The organism is Novosphingobium sp. UBA1939 (assembly GCF_002336885.1).
GTDB lineage: Bacteria > Pseudomonadota > Alphaproteobacteria > Sphingomonadales > Sphingomonadaceae > Novosphingobium.
The window spans coordinates 25345-44893 of sequence record NZ_DDFB01000020.1; the positions used below are offsets into that span (position 1 = coordinate 25345).

At 61.8% G+C, this 19549-nt stretch carries 16 protein-coding genes and 1 pseudogene; 8 read left to right on the forward strand and 9 right to left on the reverse strand.

All coding sequences use genetic code 11. The features are described 5' to 3' along the window. Window positions 1-32: 32 nt before the first annotated feature. The gene (locus B3547_RS03720) at window positions 33-737 is read right to left on the reverse strand and encodes a lytic transglycosylase domain-containing protein (protein WP_292960314.1); all 705 of its coding nucleotides are present in this window, start codon (window positions 735-737) and stop codon (window positions 33-35) included. A 5-nt stretch (window positions 738-742) separates the two neighbouring features. On the opposite strand from B3547_RS03720, the gene B3547_RS03725 reads away from it, so the two are divergent. Then, window positions 743-1369 (forward strand): hypothetical protein, encoded by a 627-nt coding sequence (locus B3547_RS03725; protein ID WP_292960316.1) that lies wholly within the window; start codon window positions 743-745, stop codon window positions 1367-1369. A gap of 118 nt (window positions 1370-1487) precedes the next feature. Next, window positions 1488-2789, forward strand: coding sequence for a replication initiation protein RepC (gene repC / locus B3547_RS03730; RefSeq protein WP_292960318.1), 1302 nt, complete (start codon window positions 1488-1490; stop codon window positions 2787-2789). Between the two features lie 266 nt (window positions 2790-3055). On the opposite strand, the gene B3547_RS03735 is transcribed toward repC, so the two are convergent. Beyond that, a complete protein-coding gene (locus B3547_RS03735) occupies window positions 3056-3424 on the reverse strand; it encodes a hypothetical protein (protein ID WP_292960320.1) in 369 nt (122 codons plus the stop codon). A gap of 200 nt (window positions 3425-3624) precedes the next feature. Further along, window positions 3625-5886, reverse strand: coding sequence for a hypothetical protein (locus B3547_RS03740; RefSeq protein WP_292960322.1), 2262 nt, complete (start codon window positions 5884-5886; stop codon window positions 3625-3627). Window positions 5887-5918: 32 nt separating this feature from the next. Between B3547_RS03740 and B3547_RS03745 the strand changes: the two genes are divergently transcribed. The 3 genes from B3547_RS03745 to B3547_RS03755 all read left to right on the forward strand — a co-directional run bounded on the left by B3547_RS03745 (window position 5919) and on the right by B3547_RS03755 (window position 12860). Next, window positions 5919-6776 (forward strand): hypothetical protein, encoded by an 858-nt coding sequence (locus B3547_RS03745; protein WP_292960324.1) that lies wholly within the window; start codon window positions 5919-5921, stop codon window positions 6774-6776. A 536-nt stretch (window positions 6777-7312) separates the two neighbouring features. Continuing rightward, window positions 7313-8308 (forward strand): CHC2 zinc finger domain-containing protein, encoded by a 996-nt coding sequence (locus B3547_RS03750; RefSeq protein ID WP_292960326.1) that lies wholly within the window; start codon window positions 7313-7315, stop codon window positions 8306-8308. A gap of 415 nt (window positions 8309-8723) precedes the next feature. Beyond that, window positions 8724-12860 (forward strand): CHAT domain-containing protein, encoded by a 4137-nt coding sequence (locus tag B3547_RS03755; protein WP_292960328.1) that lies wholly within the window; start codon window positions 8724-8726, stop codon window positions 12858-12860. A 193-nt stretch (window positions 12861-13053) separates the two neighbouring features. On the opposite strand, the pseudogene B3547_RS03760 reads toward B3547_RS03755, so the two are convergent. After that, a pseudogene (locus B3547_RS03760) lies at window positions 13054-13248 on the reverse strand (ATP-binding protein); the annotation flags it as partial. A gap of 228 nt (window positions 13249-13476) precedes the next feature. Between B3547_RS03760 and B3547_RS03765 the strand changes: the two are divergent. Further along, window positions 13477-13794 carry a hypothetical protein gene (locus B3547_RS03765; RefSeq protein WP_292960329.1) on the forward strand — a complete coding sequence of 106 codons (318 nt, stop codon included), beginning with the start codon at window positions 13477-13479 and terminating at the stop codon, window positions 13792-13794. Window positions 13795-14047: 253 nt separating this feature from the next. Here the strand turns inward: B3547_RS03765 and B3547_RS03770 are convergent, their stop codons facing one another. Genes B3547_RS03770 through B3547_RS03790 form a run of 5 tightly spaced genes read right to left on the reverse strand, consistent with a single transcriptional unit; the run spans window position 14048 to window position 17908 of the window. Beyond that, window positions 14048-14464, reverse strand: coding sequence for a SirB2 family protein (locus B3547_RS03770; protein WP_292960331.1), 417 nt, complete (start codon window positions 14462-14464; stop codon window positions 14048-14050). A 26-nt stretch (window positions 14465-14490) separates the two neighbouring features. Continuing rightward, on the reverse strand, window positions 14491-16770 hold the full coding sequence (locus B3547_RS03775) for a nitric-oxide reductase large subunit (protein WP_292960333.1): 2280 nt from the start codon (window positions 16768-16770) through the stop codon (window positions 14491-14493). A 19-nt stretch (window positions 16771-16789) separates the two neighbouring features. Continuing rightward, window positions 16790-17251, reverse strand: a complete 462-nt coding sequence (locus tag B3547_RS03780) for a hypothetical protein (protein WP_292960335.1) — start codon at window positions 17249-17251, stop codon at window positions 16790-16792. Beyond that, the gene (locus tag B3547_RS03785) at window positions 17244-17528 is read right to left on the reverse strand and encodes a DUF1971 domain-containing protein (RefSeq protein WP_292960337.1); all 285 of its coding nucleotides are present in this window, start codon (window positions 17526-17528) and stop codon (window positions 17244-17246) included. Before B3547_RS03785 ends, B3547_RS03780 begins: the two co-directional genes overlap by 8 nt. After that, window positions 17525-17908 (reverse strand): group III truncated hemoglobin, encoded by a 384-nt coding sequence (locus tag B3547_RS03790; RefSeq protein WP_292960339.1) that lies wholly within the window; start codon window positions 17906-17908, stop codon window positions 17525-17527. The genes B3547_RS03785 and B3547_RS03790 overlap by 4 nt, the downstream gene beginning before the upstream one ends. A 102-nt stretch (window positions 17909-18010) precedes the next feature. Here B3547_RS03790 and B3547_RS03795 point away from each other — a divergent pair, with 102 nt between their 5' ends. Further along, entirely contained in the window at window positions 18011-18430 is a 420-nt protein-coding gene (locus B3547_RS03795) for an RrF2 family transcriptional regulator (protein ID WP_292960341.1), read from the forward strand. A 41-nt stretch (window positions 18431-18471) separates the two neighbouring features. Next, window positions 18472-19548 carry an NAD(P)H-dependent flavin oxidoreductase gene (locus B3547_RS03800; protein ID WP_292960343.1) on the forward strand — a complete coding sequence of 359 codons (1077 nt, stop codon included), beginning with the start codon at window positions 18472-18474 and terminating at the stop codon, window positions 19546-19548. Window position 19549 lies beyond the last annotated feature (1 nt).

Below are 19549 nucleotides of genomic sequence, written 5' to 3' on the forward strand. Positions count from 1 at the left end.
GTCCGGAAATGGTTCCAAGCAAACCATCCATTTCAGGGGCCGTTGCTGATTTCAAGCGTGCGCCAGTTGGCAAGAATTGTGGCGACATAGCCTCGCGTTTCCCGGATCGAGGGAACGGACTCGGAAGCCCTCACCCTTCCTGGCCCTGCATTGTACGCGGCCAGCGCAAGGTCCGCCCTGCCGAACTCCGTAAGATGGGCCTTGAGATATCGAGCGGCCCCGGTGAGATTGCCGCGCAGGTCGTAGCGATCAACACCGAGATTCCTGGCCGTACCCGGCATCAGCTGGCCGAGCCCAAAGGCGCCCTTCACGCTGGTAGCGAACGGATTGTACCGGCTTTCCTGAATGAGCATCGCATCGAAGAGTCCGACAGGCAGGCCCGCCTCGCAGGCCACCTGCTGCATCAACGGATAGAGCAGGCGTCGCCTTTCTTCTCCGGTACGCCCCATCAACTGCGACGGTCGCCACCGCCGCGCGCCGCAACCGCCGATCGCCATCGGGACCGGGATAGCCCGGCCCGCCCATACCGCCGTTGGCGCCTCACCAGTTCGCATCCAGCGAGGGATACGTAGAAATGACGACGATGAAGCCGCATCAGGAGGTTGCGTCCAGTCCTGCAGCATCACGGCCCCTGGCCGCACCGGCTCCTCAAAACCTGCCATCATATGCTCTGCAACATCGCGATGGCGATCCGCATGCTGGGTGGCCGGCCCCGCTTGAAAATCAAGCAAGGCCACGGCCCGTGACGGAACAGGACGCGCGTGAGCAGTCGATGCAAATAGAAGCGTCCCGGCGAGCACAAGCGAACGGTGTAATGTCATGCAAGGACAGTGCCCCGCAGGCGCCCCGCTCACAAGCCGAGGAATCCCACCAAAACGTCTGGTCTGGCCGTGAGCGCCCATCCAAACTGATCCGAAATCTCCTCAACGCCACTCCAATCCAGGGCGGACGCAGCAGGAACGGGCAACGAAACTACGCCTATCGCGAGCGCCAGATCAAGGAAGGCCTGGTCCCGGTACGCCTGCTCCTTCTTCGCGAGGTTCACACTGCGGTTACCCAGCTTCGCGATCGGCACGGTTTTGACAACCTGAGCACCGCAATCGATGCTTACCTGGTCATCGTCGAGCGGCGTGTGAATATCGCGGCGCTGGCCATGCCGCGCCGGCATTCGACCGCTGAGCCCTACGTTGAGTGCAACGCCATGGTGTCCGAACAAGCGCGCGCGTTCCTCGACCGGATCAAAAGCACGCACGGCTTGTCGCGCTACTATGCCCTCGAGGCCCTGCTGGTCGCGCACCCCGATCCCTGGGCCGTGCGCCCCGGAGCCAACAATTCATACATTAATTCGGAGAATGCCGTGAGCGGATAAACGAAGCCCGGCACGAAGGCCGGGCATCGCAGGATAACTTGCCTGAGCATTTGCACTGCCCAAACCGAACCCAACTCATCTGGGTTCAGGCTAGCTTTCCTCGACATTGCTGTCAACGATGCGCGCTCCGCGCCACGGGCTTTTTTTGCCCGCGATCGGCCTCACCCACAAGGAGGCTGACGTCATGAATTTACCTGTCACGAAGGGGGAGCATCCGACCCCTGCCGACCCCGTGCGCTATGAAGCCGCGATCGCCAGCGCCTGGCGCGAACTGCCGCCGGTCAACGATGCCCGCGCGCTGCGTGGCGAGATCCTGCAAACGCTCGATCGGCTTGCGCGCTACGCAACCCGCAGCCTCGACCTGTCCCGGGCAAACCTGCGTCACCTGTCCCGGCTCGTCAGTCTGGTGAGGCCCGAGGATATCGTCGCCAATGGCGGCCTGCTCGGCGCCTCGAACACCTGGTACGCCGAACGTCTCGGTGTTCAGCCGGACACGATGACGACCATCTTCCGGGCGCTGCGGCGCGCGGGGCTTATCATACCACACAATCCGACGAACAATCACCGTCGCACCGCGCGCCGGGGGCACGATGCATCCTGGGCTGGGCGTGGATACACGCTCAAGCCCCTGTTGGTTCGTCTTCCGGCGCTTTCGGCCGAAGCGCGACGGCTCGAACAGGATGCGGTTATCGTCCGCGCCAAGATGTTCGAAGTTGGCGCGCTGATACGCCAGATGCGCGCCCAGCTCGCGGCCGTTCCGAACGACGTTCTGGAGCAGCGCCTTGCCGAGACGTCGGCGGCGATACGCAATGCGGGCCCCTTCCCTGCCAGCCAGGAGGCAAGCGACCTTCTCACGCGCGCGTTTTCGCTCTCGATCGAGGTGGAAAGACATCTGGATAACCGCTCGACCGACACCCATTGTCCGGATTTATCTCTGGGCCAGTCCGGAAAAAATTCCGGACCCCATATTACAGCCGAGCAACAAGATACTGTGCTTGTATCGGCTTTGCAGGAGGGGGGTAGCGGTGAGGTCCGAGCGCCTTCGGGGCGAAATGCAGGGGATGGGGAGATGTCATGCGGCGTGACGATAGCGGAAGCGCGCCACCTCTTCCCGGCCGTGACGCTGTTCATTCCGCCGTCAGGCGATCACGAGAGCCTGGTTGTTGCGTCCTCGCGCCTGGCCGACGCGCTCAGGATCAACCCGCGGCTGCTGGGGCGAAGCTTTGAGGTCATGGGTATCGCCCGAACGATGTGGAGCCTCTTTCTCGTCTGCGAACGCACCGCGCGAGGCGACATCCGGGCCACGCCGGCCGCCTATTTCAATGGCATGGTCGCCAGAGCCGCCACCGGGGCACTGGATCTCGATCGCTCGATCTGGGGCATTCGCAAAGCGATCGCAGACACGCGGGCAGGGCATTGAATCCATATCGCAGGCATGCGGCCCCGTGAGGCTTGTCTGGGCATCAAGGGGTGTTAATAGTTTAATTGTCGTTAACGATTTTGATGTCGTGACGTAACGACTGCTAGTGGATGGAGCAGAATGTCATGAAGAACAAGCGCGCACCGAGACCGGCGCCAAGGCCGGCCACAAGAGGCTTCTGGACCGCCCTTTTGCGCTACCTGTACCAGAATTGACAGGTAGGCGCTGAACGCCGAGGTGACGGTGATGGCTGCATGCCTTGACCGTCACTCGGCAAAATCTGGTGACCTCAGATACGACACTGCCAGAATCAGAATCGTGGATGATATCGTCACGCGGTGACCGAAGATTCCGGAATAGTGATCACGCACGCTTCGTATATATTTACTCGATTGATCATCGAAACGGGCTCCGAACCTGATTTCGGAGTGCAGAGCCTTCTCAAATAGTTGCTCATCGCCCATCACGGACGCCAGTGTTTCGTGATCATTCCAGGGAAACTCGATCAGCAACGCTTTGATAAATGCATTGAAGCTGTATATCTTCAACTTCTCGATCTGGAATCGGGCATGCGCCTCTATGAGATAGGCAAATTGGTTATTTGTAACCGAGACAGTATACTCAGCATGTGCCATATAGGACGCGAACCTGAATTCCTTAGACCTTGATCCGGACCGAGAATCCTCTTTGCCTACACAGGACACTCCCGCTTTAGGCCGTCACGCGCACCCCGAAGAGGAAGCAGTATGGCAATCCTTTGAAGCGGCCGTAGAAGGTTTCACGCTGATCCAACAGATGAGCGTGGCCCTATCATCGCTCGCCAGGGAAAGCGAGTCTACGACACCCGCTGTTGCTGCTGTGCGGCCGTTACCAGCTCTTCCCACGTCATGACCTCCCCAACCGCCCTGCCGACACCGTAGTCCATTCCTGCGGTTTGGGCTGCTGCAAGATCCGCCTGCGTGACAAGGTTCGGTATGAAGAGGGTCCGGCCGAGTTCCCGTCCCAGATCGCCCGAGGCTCGCAGCAATCGCTCACCCGCGATGTAGCCGTAGCCAGAGAACGTCTCGGAGAGTTTCATCTGCGTGGCCCGAAGCCGGCGCAATGTCGCAAAATCGATGCCCCTGTTCGCGCCAAGCCCCAGCAGCGAACATTCGATTCCAAGCTTGCGCAAACGGAGCAGTTGATTGTCGCGCGAACTGCCGCGCGCCACGGTCTCCAGGCGATCAACACCAAGGGTCAAGCGTTGCGCAAGATCGGGTTTGCCCGACAGGTAATAGCTGACATCGTCCCACAGGTGGAGATCATCAAGAACGGTGGCGTCGATATTCAGCCACAAACGGAGATCGTGAAAATGGCAATTGCCGCTCTCTGGCCCGGCCAGAAACAGGCGTATCTGCGCCATGACCGTGTCACTGCTATCGGGAACCACACACTGGGTAAATTCGGCCCCACAGATATGGCCCGTCTGGAAGCTCAATACCGGTCGATATGGGCGCAGCGACGTTACATTGGTGCCGACGATCCTTTCCCTCTGTTCAGCGGACCGCGCGATCGCGAATGGAAGCCGACGCGCATATGCGCTCTGAGCGGCTTCAGTCGCCTGCAACAGCGCTGTCGGCAAATCCTGCGGCCCTGAGAATGCAACGCCGGCATGAATCGCCACCTCGGCGTTACGAGGACTTCCTTCAAGAAGACGACTCTCGAAGGAGGCCGAACACAGCACATCTCGCACATTGTGGATATTTTGTGCACCAACATAAAACGAAAGGATATCCGGACCCGTCAGGAATACCTTGGTGGTCGACCCAAGGTACAGAAGCCGTTGCGCTGTCGACTGCAACGCCGACTTAAGATCGTCCCCAGGATCAAGGCAGGCCACACGCAAGGAGCAAACCCCCAACGTCCCGGCCAATTTCTCCTCTTGAGCAAATGCGTGCCGGTTTGCCAGACCGGTATCGCTGTCGATCAACCTTTCGTGCTGGACGTCCAACTTCCATCGCATGAGCGCCGCATAGACCCATGCCAGCAGGATGCCGGGGAATAGCTCCACCTCGATGTTCCATCGCGTCAGGACGACGAAAGACAACGTTGCAGCAATCGAGAAGAGCGCCGCATCCTGCGGCTTGAAGGGCCGCCTCTTTAGAGCCCACAACAAGTGCGGAATCGCCAACGCCACGAGCCAGATGGGCAACCAGCCCAATTGCCGGGGGAGCCCCCGGCGTAACGTTTCGATCTGCACGATCAGATGTTGCGCCGACGCCTGCACATATCCGGAACCCGCCAGGGTGCCATATTCAATCCAATCCGAACTATGCCGATTGCTGATGATGACGATGCGTCCGGAAATGTCCCTCGGTGCAATGCGACCAGCGACAACGTCCGACAGCGACACTCGTCTGACGAGCCGGGTGCTGATGTTGGGATTAACAGGTGTCGTGAATTCAGACGGACTGGAACGCCCGGCAACCAAATATGGGATTGGCGCAATTCTGCCATGCGTCGTTTCAAGCCAGGGCGAAACGGAACCGCCGGGGCTGCGAAAGAACATTAACGTCAGGGCATTCCCAAAATGGACATTCCGTTGGAACTGCGGCAGCGGCCTGCGATATGTAACCTTCGGAAACGCTTCCAGATGGAGGAACATCCCCGAAAGCCATCCCGGTGTCGGGCCGTCATTATTATAGCCCTCTTCAGGATAAACATCGAGGAGGGCTATAACGGGACGCTTGAGGCGTGCGATTGTGTCTCCAAGACGGGTGTCCGCCTCCGGTGAAGAAGGCTGATCAAGAGAATCGTAATAGACAATTTGACTTGGATCCGCTTCATCGAGTTTCTTCAGGACATCGGACACCAAAAGTCGCTGCTCGCTCTCGGAACGCTTCGCAGCACCGCGGCCATCTTCTACCAGCAGGTAGTGATCGAGATCCCGATCCTTGAAGGGAATAGTCGATAGAAAGCGAAACGTCTCAAGCGGTGCAAACAAATCCACGGCCGAAGCCAGGAACGACAGGACAACCGCCCAGACAATAAATCCACGCGGGACAGGGAAACGGAAAAAGCGATGCACGCGGCGCTTCATAGTCAGGCGGTCTTGCATGGCAAGGGACTCTGGGGCAAAGAAGCATGTAAATGAATGTCACTTCGGACCAATCTGACGCGGAACCGGCAACCGTCCGTCTCTACCTCGAGATGCGCCAGCGCGTCATCGATGGTCGATTGCGCGGAGGGCAGTTGATACAGACACCGTCCGTTCTGGCCTTCTTCGAGTGCGGCATGTCTTCGGCGCGCGACGCGATGCGGCGATTGCGGCAGGAAGGCTACTTCTTGCAGGATGCTCGTGGACGCAATTTCGTCCGAACGTGGTCAAGCAACGAGATCGCCGATGCCTGGTCCATCGGTGCGACGATGTGGGGATATGCCGCCCTCCGGTTTACTGAACGCACTGACGAACGGTACAAAATTCATCTGAACACCTTGCTGACTGAAGCGATCAACGCACGGCCTACTGAACCTGGCGAGATTCAATTTACGGTATCCAGCATCCTCGCCACACTTCATATGATTGCTGCTCGCTCAAAGATCAGCAACGTGGTAACTACGCTTGACCTGCACGTCCCGTTGGGCCTTCGGCGTATTTGCCTGCAAATATTGACCACCGTCGATCTTCAAAGGCTGAGCAATCAGCTATTGAATGCAATTGGTTATGCACTCGCTGGCCAGGGCCAATTGGCTGGGCAAGGTATCGAAATGGCGGTTCGTTCGATACTTCCCCCTGCTACCGCGCATTTTTCCTGGCTATCGTCTTTGCCGACAACCAGCGAAGCCGTTTTTGACGATAGTTATAACGACGCACCGCAGTCACCCTGGAAAGACTTCCAACCCTATTATGGCATTGGAAAGCCCGAGATTGTGGACGTAGAGAAATGGATTTTGCAGCGGGCCAGGCATGCCGAGCCCGCCATTCATGCAAATGCGCTCAGTGCTTGAGCATTTATAAGCCGTAGAAAATCGCAGCGCTTTGCTGAGCCCCCTTGCGGGGACGCACATGGGCGAACTTCAGTCCGTAAAATACGATCATTTGCCTGCCCTCTACGAACCCGCGACCGCGGGACGGGTTTGCTGCGCCGCAACCAGAGGCGGCTCCAGAGCACGGCCTCGTCGCGGATGACCATCGCGGTGTTCTGACGCTGATTGAGGTTACCCACCGCGCTAACAATTATGTAATTACATCGCCCCCCTAACGCATCATCGGGACATTCGAGCTTCTGGACTGACGGTCGATGCCCGACATGGGGCGCCGCCTTTGCACCGATTGGGATCATTTTGCTTGGAGCAAAAGCCCTTGCAAATCCCGGCTATATACGCCAATTCGCTTCTCAGCGGTTAGTCTCCATCCACAGTTGACCTCTCCGCGAGGGCGGCCTGGCACCATCGGTTCCTGGCCGCCCTTTTCGTTTCAAAAGGCCCTGCTCGCGATTTTCTGCATCGCCATGAGCCATCTAACCATGTAAATACATGGATACATGGCTAAGATCGGCAAGCCTCCCCGATCAGGGAGGCGCTTCAGCAAGGATGATCTCGATACGCTTCGGGCTACGACGCAACTCAGCACGGTGATCGGCCGCAAGGTCAAGCTGCGCCGCGCTGGCTCGGAACTGGTTGGCCTTTGTCCCTTTCACGACGAGAACACACCGTCTTTTCGAGTCAACGACGACAAGGGTCTGTTTCACTGCTTTGGATGTGGCGCCGGCGGCGATGTCATCACGTTCCACATGCTGGCAGAGGGCATGACTTTTCCGAATGCGGTTCACTCGCTGCTTTCGGGCAGCGATCTGCCAGTCTCGCCACCACGGGACGACGTGGCGATCGCGCGCAAGATTTCGGCCGAACGAGTGGCCGCCATCGAGGATGCGCGACGCGAATGGAGTTCTGCACGATCGGTCCGTGGAACGCCGGCGGAGATCTACCTGCACTCTCGCGGGATCACAGGCCCCCTTCCCTGGCCGGTTCGGTTCGCGCGCGTTCCGCTCTGGCGCAACCGCGAAACCGGTGCGGTTGGCCGGTGGACGCCGGCCCTGCTCCTCGCCGCCCAGAATCGCGACGGCAGGATTGTCGGCGTCCAGCATGTCTTCCTGACACCCGATGGGCGCAAGCTGCCGATCCGCAATCCCAAGCAAAGCCTCGGGTCCATCCGGGGCGCCGCGGTGCGGCTTTCACCGCCAGCTCAGCGTGTCATTCTGGTCGAGGGGCCGGAAGATGGCTTGTCACTTTTCTTGCGCGAGGATCGCGTGCCGATCTGGATCACGCTCGGCACCGGCATGATGCCGTTCGTGGAGTTTCCGCCGATCGTCGAACACGTCACGCTCGCCGGCGACAACAATGCACCAGGCCGGCTCGCGGTGGCACGGGCTGGAGAGCATTTCCGGAGCCTCGGCCTCGCCGTCGATTCCATGTACCCCCCTCCCCGCTTCGAGGACTGGAACGATGAACTGCTCGGCGTAGTGAGCGCCAGCCCATGACGGCCCTTGCAGGTGCCAACGGTGCTCAGGCAGAACGCCCGCGGTCGTTGCCATTCCGTGCACCGTTGAAGGCCTTCCAATCAGGTCGTCCGTTTGAGATTTCGACCGTTTGAACCTATGGCTGGCTTGGACGATACAGGCGCGGGCCGCGAGCTGCTCTTAACGCGATTTCGCCGGATGATGTACCTCCGGGTAGCTGCAGGGCTCGATCCACTTCAGCTCTTCCTTATATATAGCAAGTAATGGAAGCTGGGCGGCTTTATTCTTCATTTTCCGTCATTCTGTTATTGCGGTCTGTGACGAATCCTGTCCTGACAGAGAGTGAATCCCCGTGACGCTTTGGCTCGCCGTTCTGGCTCACCTTGCAAGTCTGACCCCGGCCACGAGTTCCGCACCGATACCGCCTCCGGACCCCGTGGCACAGACCGCGCCCGGTTGCGCGCAGATCCGGCAGGCGATGATCGTACCGAAGTGGGCCAGCAGCACGCGCTTCGATGCGCTTCTCTCCTCCGATTCAGCCTCGAATCCGGGCGCTCTCAACGCCGAAGCCGCCAAACTCGCGGCCGACAAGACAGAAGCAGCTCGTCTGTTCGCCGATCTTGGCTTGAGGGCCGATCCTGAGGCGGTGGCGGACATCGTCCTTTATCAGGCTCAGGTAAACCTCGAGGCATCAGCCTGCCAGGAGGAATTCGCACACGATCCCGACCTTCTCAAGAACGTGGGCCGACAGTTCGCGCAAAGCCTGTTCCTCATGGAATTTGCCAGCAGCGCTGGCATCGTCGACGCCAGCAACCTGGACGATTTCGTAGAGGCGCTTTCACGCAAAATATTGAATCTCCAGGAGCCGATGCGCAACCGGGTGGCCGGCACCGTCGTCAACCTGGAAGGCCGGGACTTTGATCCCTGCGCCCCCCGACACCAGTCATGGCAGAAAGTCGTCACGCTGGCCTTCCCGGCCAAAGCGATCGACTGGAAAAAGGAATGCAGCGCGCGCGCCGCCAACATCTCGTCGCCCCCGCAACCCTCGGTTGCCACGCCACCCTCTCCTCCCCTGGCGGCGACGCTGGACGCGGTTGCTCCGATCACGCTGGATTGCCCGCCCCGGCCAGACTCCGCGGCGGCTGTCGCGGATCGCCTCGATGAACTTGCCAAGAACATGCCTCCATCCGCGGATGCGATTCTGCGGCGCCTTGATGCGATCGATCGCTCGTCCTGTCTCTATCAGGCCGGAGACCTGCCCACGCGCGCGGATTTCGTCCGCAAGCGTCGCGCGATCATCTTGCAAGGGGCGCGGAAAGCCCATCGTGCAGGGCAATATCGTGATGTCGCCCAACTGCTGCTGGGCGGGATCGAGCGGGAGCGGCCATGGCTCCCCGGAGCCGATGGGCTGAACGAGTATGGTGCGCAAATCATCAGCCTGTCGCAGACATGCCGGTGGGATTTTTCCGGCTGCGCGTTGCCACCCGCATGGCCGCATCTGCTGGAAGCGATCGGCACGCATTTCGCCCTTGCCGGCTTTGGGCGGAGCCCGGTCGAGGTGAATGGCGATTGGGCGCATCCTGCCTTCACGTTTGTCGATGCACGCAGCGCCGAGGATTCTGGAGATTACGCGGGGGCGAAGAGTCTCCTCGACCAACTGCTGTCCCCTGCGCCCGACACCGTGGTTCCGTGGATCGGCCCGGTTCAGACGAGCGGCATGGTGCGCCTGCTTATGGAGGAAAGATCACTGGCTCTTGGTGGGGACGCGGAGCGCCTTGGCAAGATACTGACGGCAACCGCCTTGGTATCGGAAGAGCTGAACAAGGCCGTGATCTCCCCAAAGGCGGGGACCCTGACGCTTTTCCTGCACACCGCGCGCGAGAGGCGTATCGGTGCCGACCACCGCGGAGAAGACGTGACGGCGCTAGGCGCCCTTTTCCAGGCGTTGACGGAAAGATTGAAGGGCGATCAGCTATCCGCCGATGAGACAAAGGCAATCGGTCAAGCCGCTGCCCAGGAACTCATCCCGTATGTGAAGAACGATCGCGAGCAGACCGCCGAAGCAAACTTCGCGATGTCCATGTCCATTGCAAACGCCAAAAATCCCTATCAGGCTGCGGTCTGGATGAATTTCTCCGGCAATGCGTCGACCGCGCCCACGGGCATGGACGCCATCAACCTTGCGGCTTGGTACATCGATCGTTCCGATTGGCCGATGAACCAGGATTATTCTCGCGGGCTCGGCTATATCGCCGCCGAGGATGCCCAGCACGGCCTGGATCTTCTGGCCAAGAGCGACGCCTCGTCCAACGATCTTCCGATCGTCGAGGCATTACGGTTGCACGCGACGCGAAACCTGGCCGTGTTGGCTGCAAGCGGAAGCGACCTCCGCCTCAACGCGCTGCTGTCCCTTCCCCCGGAAGACCAGGAAGACTGGTACTATCGGGAAAGGGACCTTGCCCTCGAATTTCGGTCGCGCGGTGACTTCCCCGAAGCGGAGAAGTGGGCACGCTTCCACTTGGCACATCCCAGCGATCAAGGATGGTGGGACAGCACGGCGGCGCACGTCCTTCTGGCCGATATCGTATTTCAGGAGGGCAAGACAGACGAAGCGGCGCAACTCATCGCCGAAGTCGACAAGTCGGGCAAGGGCATCGATCCCTCCATCATGTTCGACAGGGAATTGGAAGAGCGCCTGCGGGTACGGCTCGCGCTGGCCCTGCACCATCCGGACTCGGCGCTTGAAAGGGCCATCCAGTCTTTCGACCAGAGCATGCGCGACGCCGAAGCCGTCTTGTCCGACGAGGATGATGGCGTTGCGTCCGATGAAACGATGGCACGATCGCAGGCGCGGCTGGAAGCCTTTCAGGCACGTCCGCTTATGGAGCGTCGCCGGTGGGCCGTATCGACCGACTACATCTCCGATAACCAGATCCAAAATCTGATCGAAGTTGCTGCCGCGCAACCCGTCAGACAAGGGCGGAAGGATGGCGATTCCCTGCCTTTCATCGGTGCGCAGCGTTTGATCGGAACACGCGCCAGCGATACGTTCTACCGCGCCGCGTTGCGCGAGAGCCTGCCGAACATCCCTGCACGCGCGGATGCCAGATGCGGCAAAGCGCGCCTTGCCGCCCTGCTGCGCCGCGGCGAAGATGCGGCCGAACGCGCGACCAGTGCCGGCGAGGCGGCAAACGCGGGATCTGTTGGCGTGTTAGCGGCACGGGATGATCTGCGAACGCGCTTCCCCGGCGCTCTGGGTGCGGCCGAAGCCGCGGACGAGGCCGACACGGACAATAAGGCGCTCCGCGCGGAAACTGCGCTTTGCATTCCGTCGTTCGCCCAGATCGTGGATGCGCGCCCTGTCTCCATAGAAGAGGTGCAGGCGCGGCTTGGCCCGCACGAAGGCGTGCTGGTGCTGGTCCCTGCGGCGCAGGACGTCTTCGTTTACGCGATAACGAAGGACAAGTCGGCGTTGGTCGACGCCGGCCCGGTCAAGCGGTTGGGCGGCCTGGTAACCCTGCTGCTGTGCGAACTCGATCGCGCCAAATGCGCCCGCCTCGATCCCAAACTTGCTTTAACCGTGCGAGACCCCGCCAGGCAGCTGTATTCGCTCATCTTCCCACCGCTGGGTGACACGTTCGACAGTGTCGATACCCTCTATACCGTGGGAGGCGGACCATTTTCGGCTATTCCCTTCGCGGTCCTGAGGACCGGAGACCGTAACGGGGACTGGTTGGCCGAACGCTTCGCGCTGATTACATTACCGGGTGTCGCCAATTTGAAGCCGTTTGGCCCCCAAATGGCGGTCTCGCCGCGTGAGAGCCATTTTTTCGGTGCGGGAAATCCGGTTCCTCCCGCTGACCTGACCGCCAGCGCGGTGGTGCCGGGCAACGGGGCGAAGCGATCCGTCTGGGCATGGCATGACCAGGGCAGGCTGCGCATCGGCTTTGCGGCCTTGCCGGGAACCGCCCTTGAACTCAACGCGCTCAAAGACATTTTCGGCGCCGCCAAATCCCATGTTCTGATGGGGTTGAACGCAACCGAAGCGGCGGTAAGGCAGTCACCCTTTCTCAGAAATGCAGAAGTTGTTGAGTTCGCCACGCATGGTTTCCTGGCAGGTGATGCCGGGATGGCGGAACCGGGGCTGGTCTTTACGCCACCAGAGCGCCCGTCAGCGGACGATGACGGTTATCTGTCCGCTTCGGAGGTGGCGACGCTGCGGCTCCGCGCCCGCTTTGTGATTCTGTCGGCGTGCAATACGGCCGGCGACGCGGCCGCTTCGGAAAATCTTTCGGGCTTGGCCCGGTCCTTTCTCTTCGCCGGCGCCCAAGCCTTGCTGGTCAGCCGATGGCGCCTGAGCGACCAGGCCGCATCCCTGCTCACGGTCGAAGCCATGCTCGCGCAACGGGAAGATCCGACGCTGACCAAGGCTGCCGCTCTGCAGCGCGCGATGCACAACGTGCGGACCGGCAGGCGTCAAGATGGCACCGAACTGCAGGATTGGACGCCGGACCTGGCCGATCCCTTTGCGTGGGGACCGTTCGAACTGGTCGCGGATCGCAACGTGCCTTGACCGGAAGACATCCCGGTTGTTCGTGGCCGCCGTTACACTGAGGAGCAGCATAGCAATTTGCCGGCATCAGTCGCCGAAGCGCTGAATTGCATCACCTGGTCGATCGCATCACTGTCAAGAAGCGACGATGCGCTGCCTCGGCGGAGTGAGAGATGCTTGCAATATGAAGGCATGTGTTCGCAAGCCAGACTCCACCGAGTGGAGGACTGGTCTCCCGTCGCAGGATGTATTCGTAGCGCGCCAGTTCCAGCACGAGCATTTTGTTGAGGCTGGGGATCGCCGTGAAGTCGAGAGCGTCGAGGCTCTTCACCGCCGAGAACCGGGCGGCACAGATCCGACGTTCGACCGTGCGGCGTTCCCGGTCGATGAGTTCCAGTTCGATGAGGCGCTGCTGAACGGCGGGAGGTTAGAGGGACGCCGGCTGGCGCCGAACGACAGCGAGGTCGCCGTTCGGCTCGGCCAATTCCTGCTCTTCCTGGGTCGCCCGCGCGAGGCACTGGTCCACATTGAGGCGGCCATCGATCGTGATCCCGTCCATGGTCGCAACTATGCGGCGCTTTGTTGAGCATATCTTTGCCTGGGCGACATCGACCGGGCCATCGCGGCAGGCGAGAGTATGACCGATCTCGGCTTTCCCGCCGGGCCGTTGGCTATCGCCTATGCCGCCAATGGCGAGCACGAACGTGCCACCGACCTGTATTATAGTTTTCGCATGCTCCTGGGCACGATGTTCATGTCGCCCCCCGGCATGGCAGATCCCTATGACATCTCGATCGCCTATCCGGCGATCTACATAGGCCATGCCGAACTCGTGATGAAGATCTACCCGCAGCAAATGATCGGCCGGAACGTGCCGATCCAGGCTGAACTCGTAGAGGCCTCCTGCGCCGCCCGGCGCTCGCCCATCATTGCTTGGCATCCTTCAGAATTCTGATGCTGAATCAGACACTCACACCGAGTTCAAGGCCAACTTTTTCAACACTATCAGCAAAGAGCCGCCGCTCACATTAACGACGCTGAATGTCTTGAGCTGGTCGCCTGCCGCCTGTGCGCGGTGATGGAAAATGCCGCCTTCATAGCCGTCGTTCAGCTACATTGCATCTGCTTCTGAAACCCGCCGAACGTTCACGTTCGAACATTCGTAAAATTGCGCTCGTCCGAAGGGCGTGTGGCTTGGCAGTAGGCTGTCATGCGAGCCAGCCCAGCGGATCATGCGCGCGGGCGATGCCCACTGCGATGCCAAATGCGATCAGCGCGATGCCTATTGCCGGCAGGCTGCGCGCGCGGGGCTTGCCCGGCGCCAGGCCATACCAGGCCCCCGCAAAATAGAGCGCGACGAACACCAGCTTAACGCTCAGCCAATGGTTGGCGAACAAGGCGGAGGGAAGGATCGTCAGGAGCATGGCCGCGGCGGTCAGCACTGTGCCGTCGATCGCCCAGCCCAGCAGACGTGCAGCAAAGTGCCGGGGCCAGCTCATTTCGAACAGCAGTCCCAATCCGCGCAAACCGGTCCAGCCGCCACTGAGCGTGATGGACGCGATATGCACGCTCAGGATCTGCGGATAGAATTCCAGCATGGCGGGAACAGGACCGGCGCGGAACACGATCGCTCCGCGCCGGTCCCTTGCTCCTATTCGGCGGGTTCGAGCTGAGCCGGCAACTCGAACTCCGCTTCAGTCCGCGGCCAGATCCACAGCCGCGCCACGAACATGGCCAGCATAAGGGCTCCGGCAGCGAAGGTAAGGTCGCCGGGCATCCGCATCCACACCAGCAGGTGGATCAGCGGCTGGTCCATGAAGTCGGCCGAGCGGGCGAAGGCATAGCCATGCTCGAGCACCGCCTGCAGCTGCAGCACGCCCATCGGCAGCAGCGTGAGCAGCGCCATCAGCGCAAGGCCGATGTTGAAGCACCAGAAGCTGCCGCGCAGCCAGCCTTCGTTCCACGCCGTGTCGGGGCGCAGTCCGCGCAGGCAGAACAGCATCAGGCCGATGCCGAGCATGCCATAGACCCCGAACAGCGCGGTGTGGCCGTGCAGCGGCGTGAGGTTGAGCCCCTGCACGTAGTAGAGCGCGATCGGTGTGTTGATGAGGAAGCCGAACAGCCCCGCACCGACCAGGTTCCAGAAGCTCACGCCCAGGAAAAACATGATCGGCCACTTGTAGCGCGCCATCCACGGCGTCGCGCGGCTGTGCTGCCAGGTCTCCATCGCCTCCATGCCGATCAGCGCCAACGGCACCACCTCCAGCGCGGAGAAGCTGGCGCCAAGCGCGACGCCGGCCATGGTCGTGCCGACGAAGTAGAGATGGTGGAACATGCCCAGCACCCCGCCCGAGAGGAACACGATCGTGGCGAACAGCACGTTCACAGTCGCGGTACGCCCGCGCACGAGCCCCAGCTTGACGAACAGGAAGCTGATGACGGCAACCGCGAAGACCTCGAAGAAGCCTTCGACCCACAGGTGCACCACCCACCAGCGCCAGTACTCGACGTCGGACATGTGGCTGTGCTGGCCGTACATCAGCCCCGCGCCGTAAAAGAGGCCGATGGCGACGGTGGACAGGAACATCAGCCCAACGATCGAGCTCATCTCGTCCTTGCGGCGGATCGCCGGCCACAATGCGCGACCGACGAGGCCCAACCACAGCAGCAGGCCGATGAACAGGAAGACCTGCCAGAAGCGGCCGATATCGACGTATTCCCAGCCCTGGTGGCCGAACCAGAAGCTGGTGGTCAGCCCCATGTCCTGCATCACCGAGAACCATTGCCCGGCAAAAGCACCGACGACGATGACGAGCAGGCAGACGAACAGGAAGTTCACGCCGAACCGCTGGAATGGAGGTTCGTAGCCGGAGATGGCCGGCGCGATGTAGAGTCCGGTACCAAGCCACGCGGTCGCGATCCACAGCACGGCGAGCTGCGTGTGCCAGCTTCGCGTCAGCGCATAGGGCAGGTATTGGGCCAGGTTGAGGCCATAGACTTCCTGCCCCTCGACCTGGAAGTGCGCGGTGGTCGCGCCGAGCAGGATCTGGACCAGCATCAGCGCGATCACGATCCAGAAATACTTGGCCGATGCCTTCATCGAAGGGGTGAGCACAAGGCCGCGCAGCGGATCGCTGGCGGGCGGCGTCAGCGGCTCTTCCTTGCCGTGCCAACCGGCATAGTGCCAGCCGAGCAGGGCGATGCCCGCGATCATGAACAGGATCGAGAACAGCGACCACATGAAGGCGCCGGGCGTCGGCGAATTGCCGATCAGCGGTTCGTAGGGCCAGTTGTTGGTATAGGTGACGTCGGTGCCCGGCCGGTCGGTGCTCGCCGCCCAAGCGGTCCAGAAGAAGAATGCGGTCAACTCGCTGCGGCGCTGCGGATCGGGCAGCGTGTTTTCCTTCATGGCATAGGCGACGCGCAGGTCGTGCGTCGTAGGATCGGCCGAGAACAGGCTTTCATAGTGCCGCGCGACCTTGGCGATGGCGGCGGCGCGGGCATCGCTGATGGTCAGCGTGCCGCTCGCCGGATCATAGGTGTTGCCGCGCAAGGCCGGGCGGAGCCGCGCCTTTATCGCGGCCTTGTTTTCGTCGGAGAGCGACGCGAAATCTTTCGCTCCTCCCGCCTGCGCTTCGGCTTCGAGCCGCGCAGCGACCTCGCGGTGCAGCCAGTCGGCAGACCAGTCGGGCGCGACCAGCGCGCCATGACCCCAGACGGTGCCGAGCTCTTGTCCGCCCATCGATTGCCAGACTTCCTGGCCGGTCTGGATATCGTTGCCGGTGAACAGGGTCCGGCCACTTTGCGTGACCACGCGTTCGGGTATCGGCGGCGCGGTGCGCATCAGGTCCGCGCCCAGCCAAAGCATTACGGCAAAGCCGGCGAACACGATCGCCGCCAGCCCAATCCACAATCGTTTGGTCGTCGACATCGCAACGATCCCCCTCTTGCTAGTAAAGTCCATGGCTGCCCGCCGCGGCCCCTCCGGCCGCGATCAGGCTGAGAAGCAGGAGCACGCGGTGCATGACTCGCAGGCGCACAAAGTCGCGTTCGGGCGACGGCGAGCTGGCCATGCGCCGGTGCAGCACGAGCGGTTCAAGCACGAACAGCATCAGCGCAAACGCGGCCCAGACCGCGACCATCGCGGTCATCCACCAGAAGTGCGGATCGACGAAGCGGCTCCACAACTCCGCCCGCCAGCACATCCAAAGTCCGCTGGCGCCCGCGAGCAGCACCCACAGCCGCGCCTGCGGGGCGAAGCGCGCTTCGATACGATGGAACTCGCGCATCCGCTCGCCCGGCGGGGTTGCCGCCAGCGTGGGGATCACGACCAGCGTCACGAAGCCCACGCCGCCGATCCACAGGATCACGGCCAGCACGTGAAGCGCGTGGGCGATCGCAAAATCAGCCACGGCCGTTCTCTGCGGGCCGCTCGCGGTAGAACTCGACCTGCATGCGCATTGGCCCGCAGATCTCGACGTGGTGGTCGGCCTGGGGCGGGATCGGTGCCGGTTCTGAGGGCGTCACTTCGACCACGCGCGGCGGTTCGTGAAAGACCAGCCGCACGCGCCCCGCGAGGACACGCAGCAGCCCCCAGACGCCCGCCTTGGTACTGTGGGTGTTGCGGATGGCCTCGGGCAGGCTGTCCTCGTCGAACACCGGGGTCGTGCGATAGGGGACCGCGGTCATGCCGCTTCTTCCGCATTGTCGAGACGGAAGAACAACGAGAGCTTCAGGCTCTCGGCAATCATGCCCGCCTTGGCCTGCATGGCTTGCGCATCTGCGGGTGGCAGCATTTCTCCGGTCACGTCCGACCACAAGGCCAGCCAGCGGTCGAACATCTGCGGCGTGATGGCGGCGCGGTGCTTGATGTGCGCGGCCATCGGGTTGCCCTTGTAACGGCCGCTGGTGAGCATGACCGACGACCAGAACGCCACCAGCCGGTCGAGGTGATGTGGCCAGTCGGCAATCGTGGCGTTGAACAGCGGCCCGATCTCGGCGTCGTCGCGCACGCGGGCATAGAAGGCCGGGATGACGCGCTCGAGATCGGCTTCGGTCAGGTCGTGCATGCGCGACTCCATAATCATGTATATTTAAATCATGTATTATAGATTTGACTTTATCGCAAGGGTCCATATCGTCGGATCCTACGAACCGATCCTGGAGTGCCGATGCGCCTGACCCGCTACACCGATTATGCGCTGCGCGTGCTGCTGCACCTTGCGGTCAACACTGGACGGCCCGTGCCGATCTCGGAAATCGCGGGGGCTTACGGGATTTCGCAGAACCACCTGGTCAAGGTGGTGCATGACATGGTGAAGTCGGGCCTGCTCGAAAGCACGCGCGGCCGCAGCGGCGGCGTGGCTTTGGCGCGTCCCGCAGAGGAAATCCGCCTCGGGCAAGTCGTGCTCGATAGCGAGCCGGACATGAAGCTTGTCGACTGCGATGATTGCGCCATTGCCCGTGTCTGTGGCCTTCCGCTCCCGCTGCAGGAGGCGACCCGCGCCTTCATCGAGGTCCTGGACCGCTACACGGTGGCCGACATGGTCGCGTCTTCTCCGGGACTTAGCCGGGCGCTCGCGTCCGTATGATGGCGCCAGCGTCCGACACCTTTCGTTGAGGAAGCCAGATCATGAACGCACGCCCCCCTTGGCTTGAACGCGCGCGCGACTTCAGCGACCGCTTCGGCGGAGAGATCCCGCTGTTGCTTGCGCCCATGGCGGGAGCCTGTCCACCAGAGCTGTCCATTGCCGTGATGCGAGCGGGAGGCTGGGGTGCCGCCGGCGCCCTGTTGATGCCTCCCGAAGAAATCGCGCATTGGTGCAGCACTGTTCGTGCAGCGGTCGAAGGGCCATTCCAGGTCAACCTGTGGATCCCCGAGGCAGACGCTCCCATTGATGCGGATGTGATCGCGGCGCAGGCTACCTTCCTCAGGAACTGGACCGACGAGGTCGGCGATCCAAGCGCAACCGGCGGACCCGACTTCGCCGAACAGTTCGATGCACTGATCGAAGCCGCGCCGGCGGCGATCTCCTCGATCATGGGTGTCTATCCGCCCGATTACGTTGCGCGCATGAAGGAGGCTGGCATCCCCTGGTTCGCGACCGCCACTACGCTTGACGAGGCGAGACGCGCGGAAAGCGCGGGAGCCGACGTCATCGTCGCACAGGGTGCCGAGGCGGGCGGTCATCGCGGATCGTTCGATCCCGCGGCGTCCGAACGTGACCAGTGCGGCTTGTTCGCCCTGTTGCCGGCGATTGTCGATGCCGTCGACTTACCGGTCGTGGCGACCGGCGGCATCGCCGATGCGCGCGGCGCGGCGGCGGCCTTCATGCTCGGCGCATCGGCGGTCCAGATCGGAACCGGCTTCCTGCGCACCGATGAGAGCGACGCGGCTGCGGCGTGGAAGGATGCGTTGGCAGTCGCACAGCCCGGCGATACGATGCTGACGCGCGCCTATACCGGGCGTTGCGGAAGGGCGCTTGCGACCCGCTATGCAATGGCTTCAGCCGAACCCGGTGCGCCGGCTCCTGCGCCCCATCCTCTTCAGAGGGGTATGACGAAGCCCATGACGCGCAAGGCCAAGGCTGGAAACGACATCTCGCGCATGCAGGCTTGGGCTGGCCAGTCAGCGCGGCTTGCGCCTGGAGGCGCGGCTGCCGATGCGGCTCGTACGATTTGGAGAGAGACGCGCGACCTTATCGGTTAGC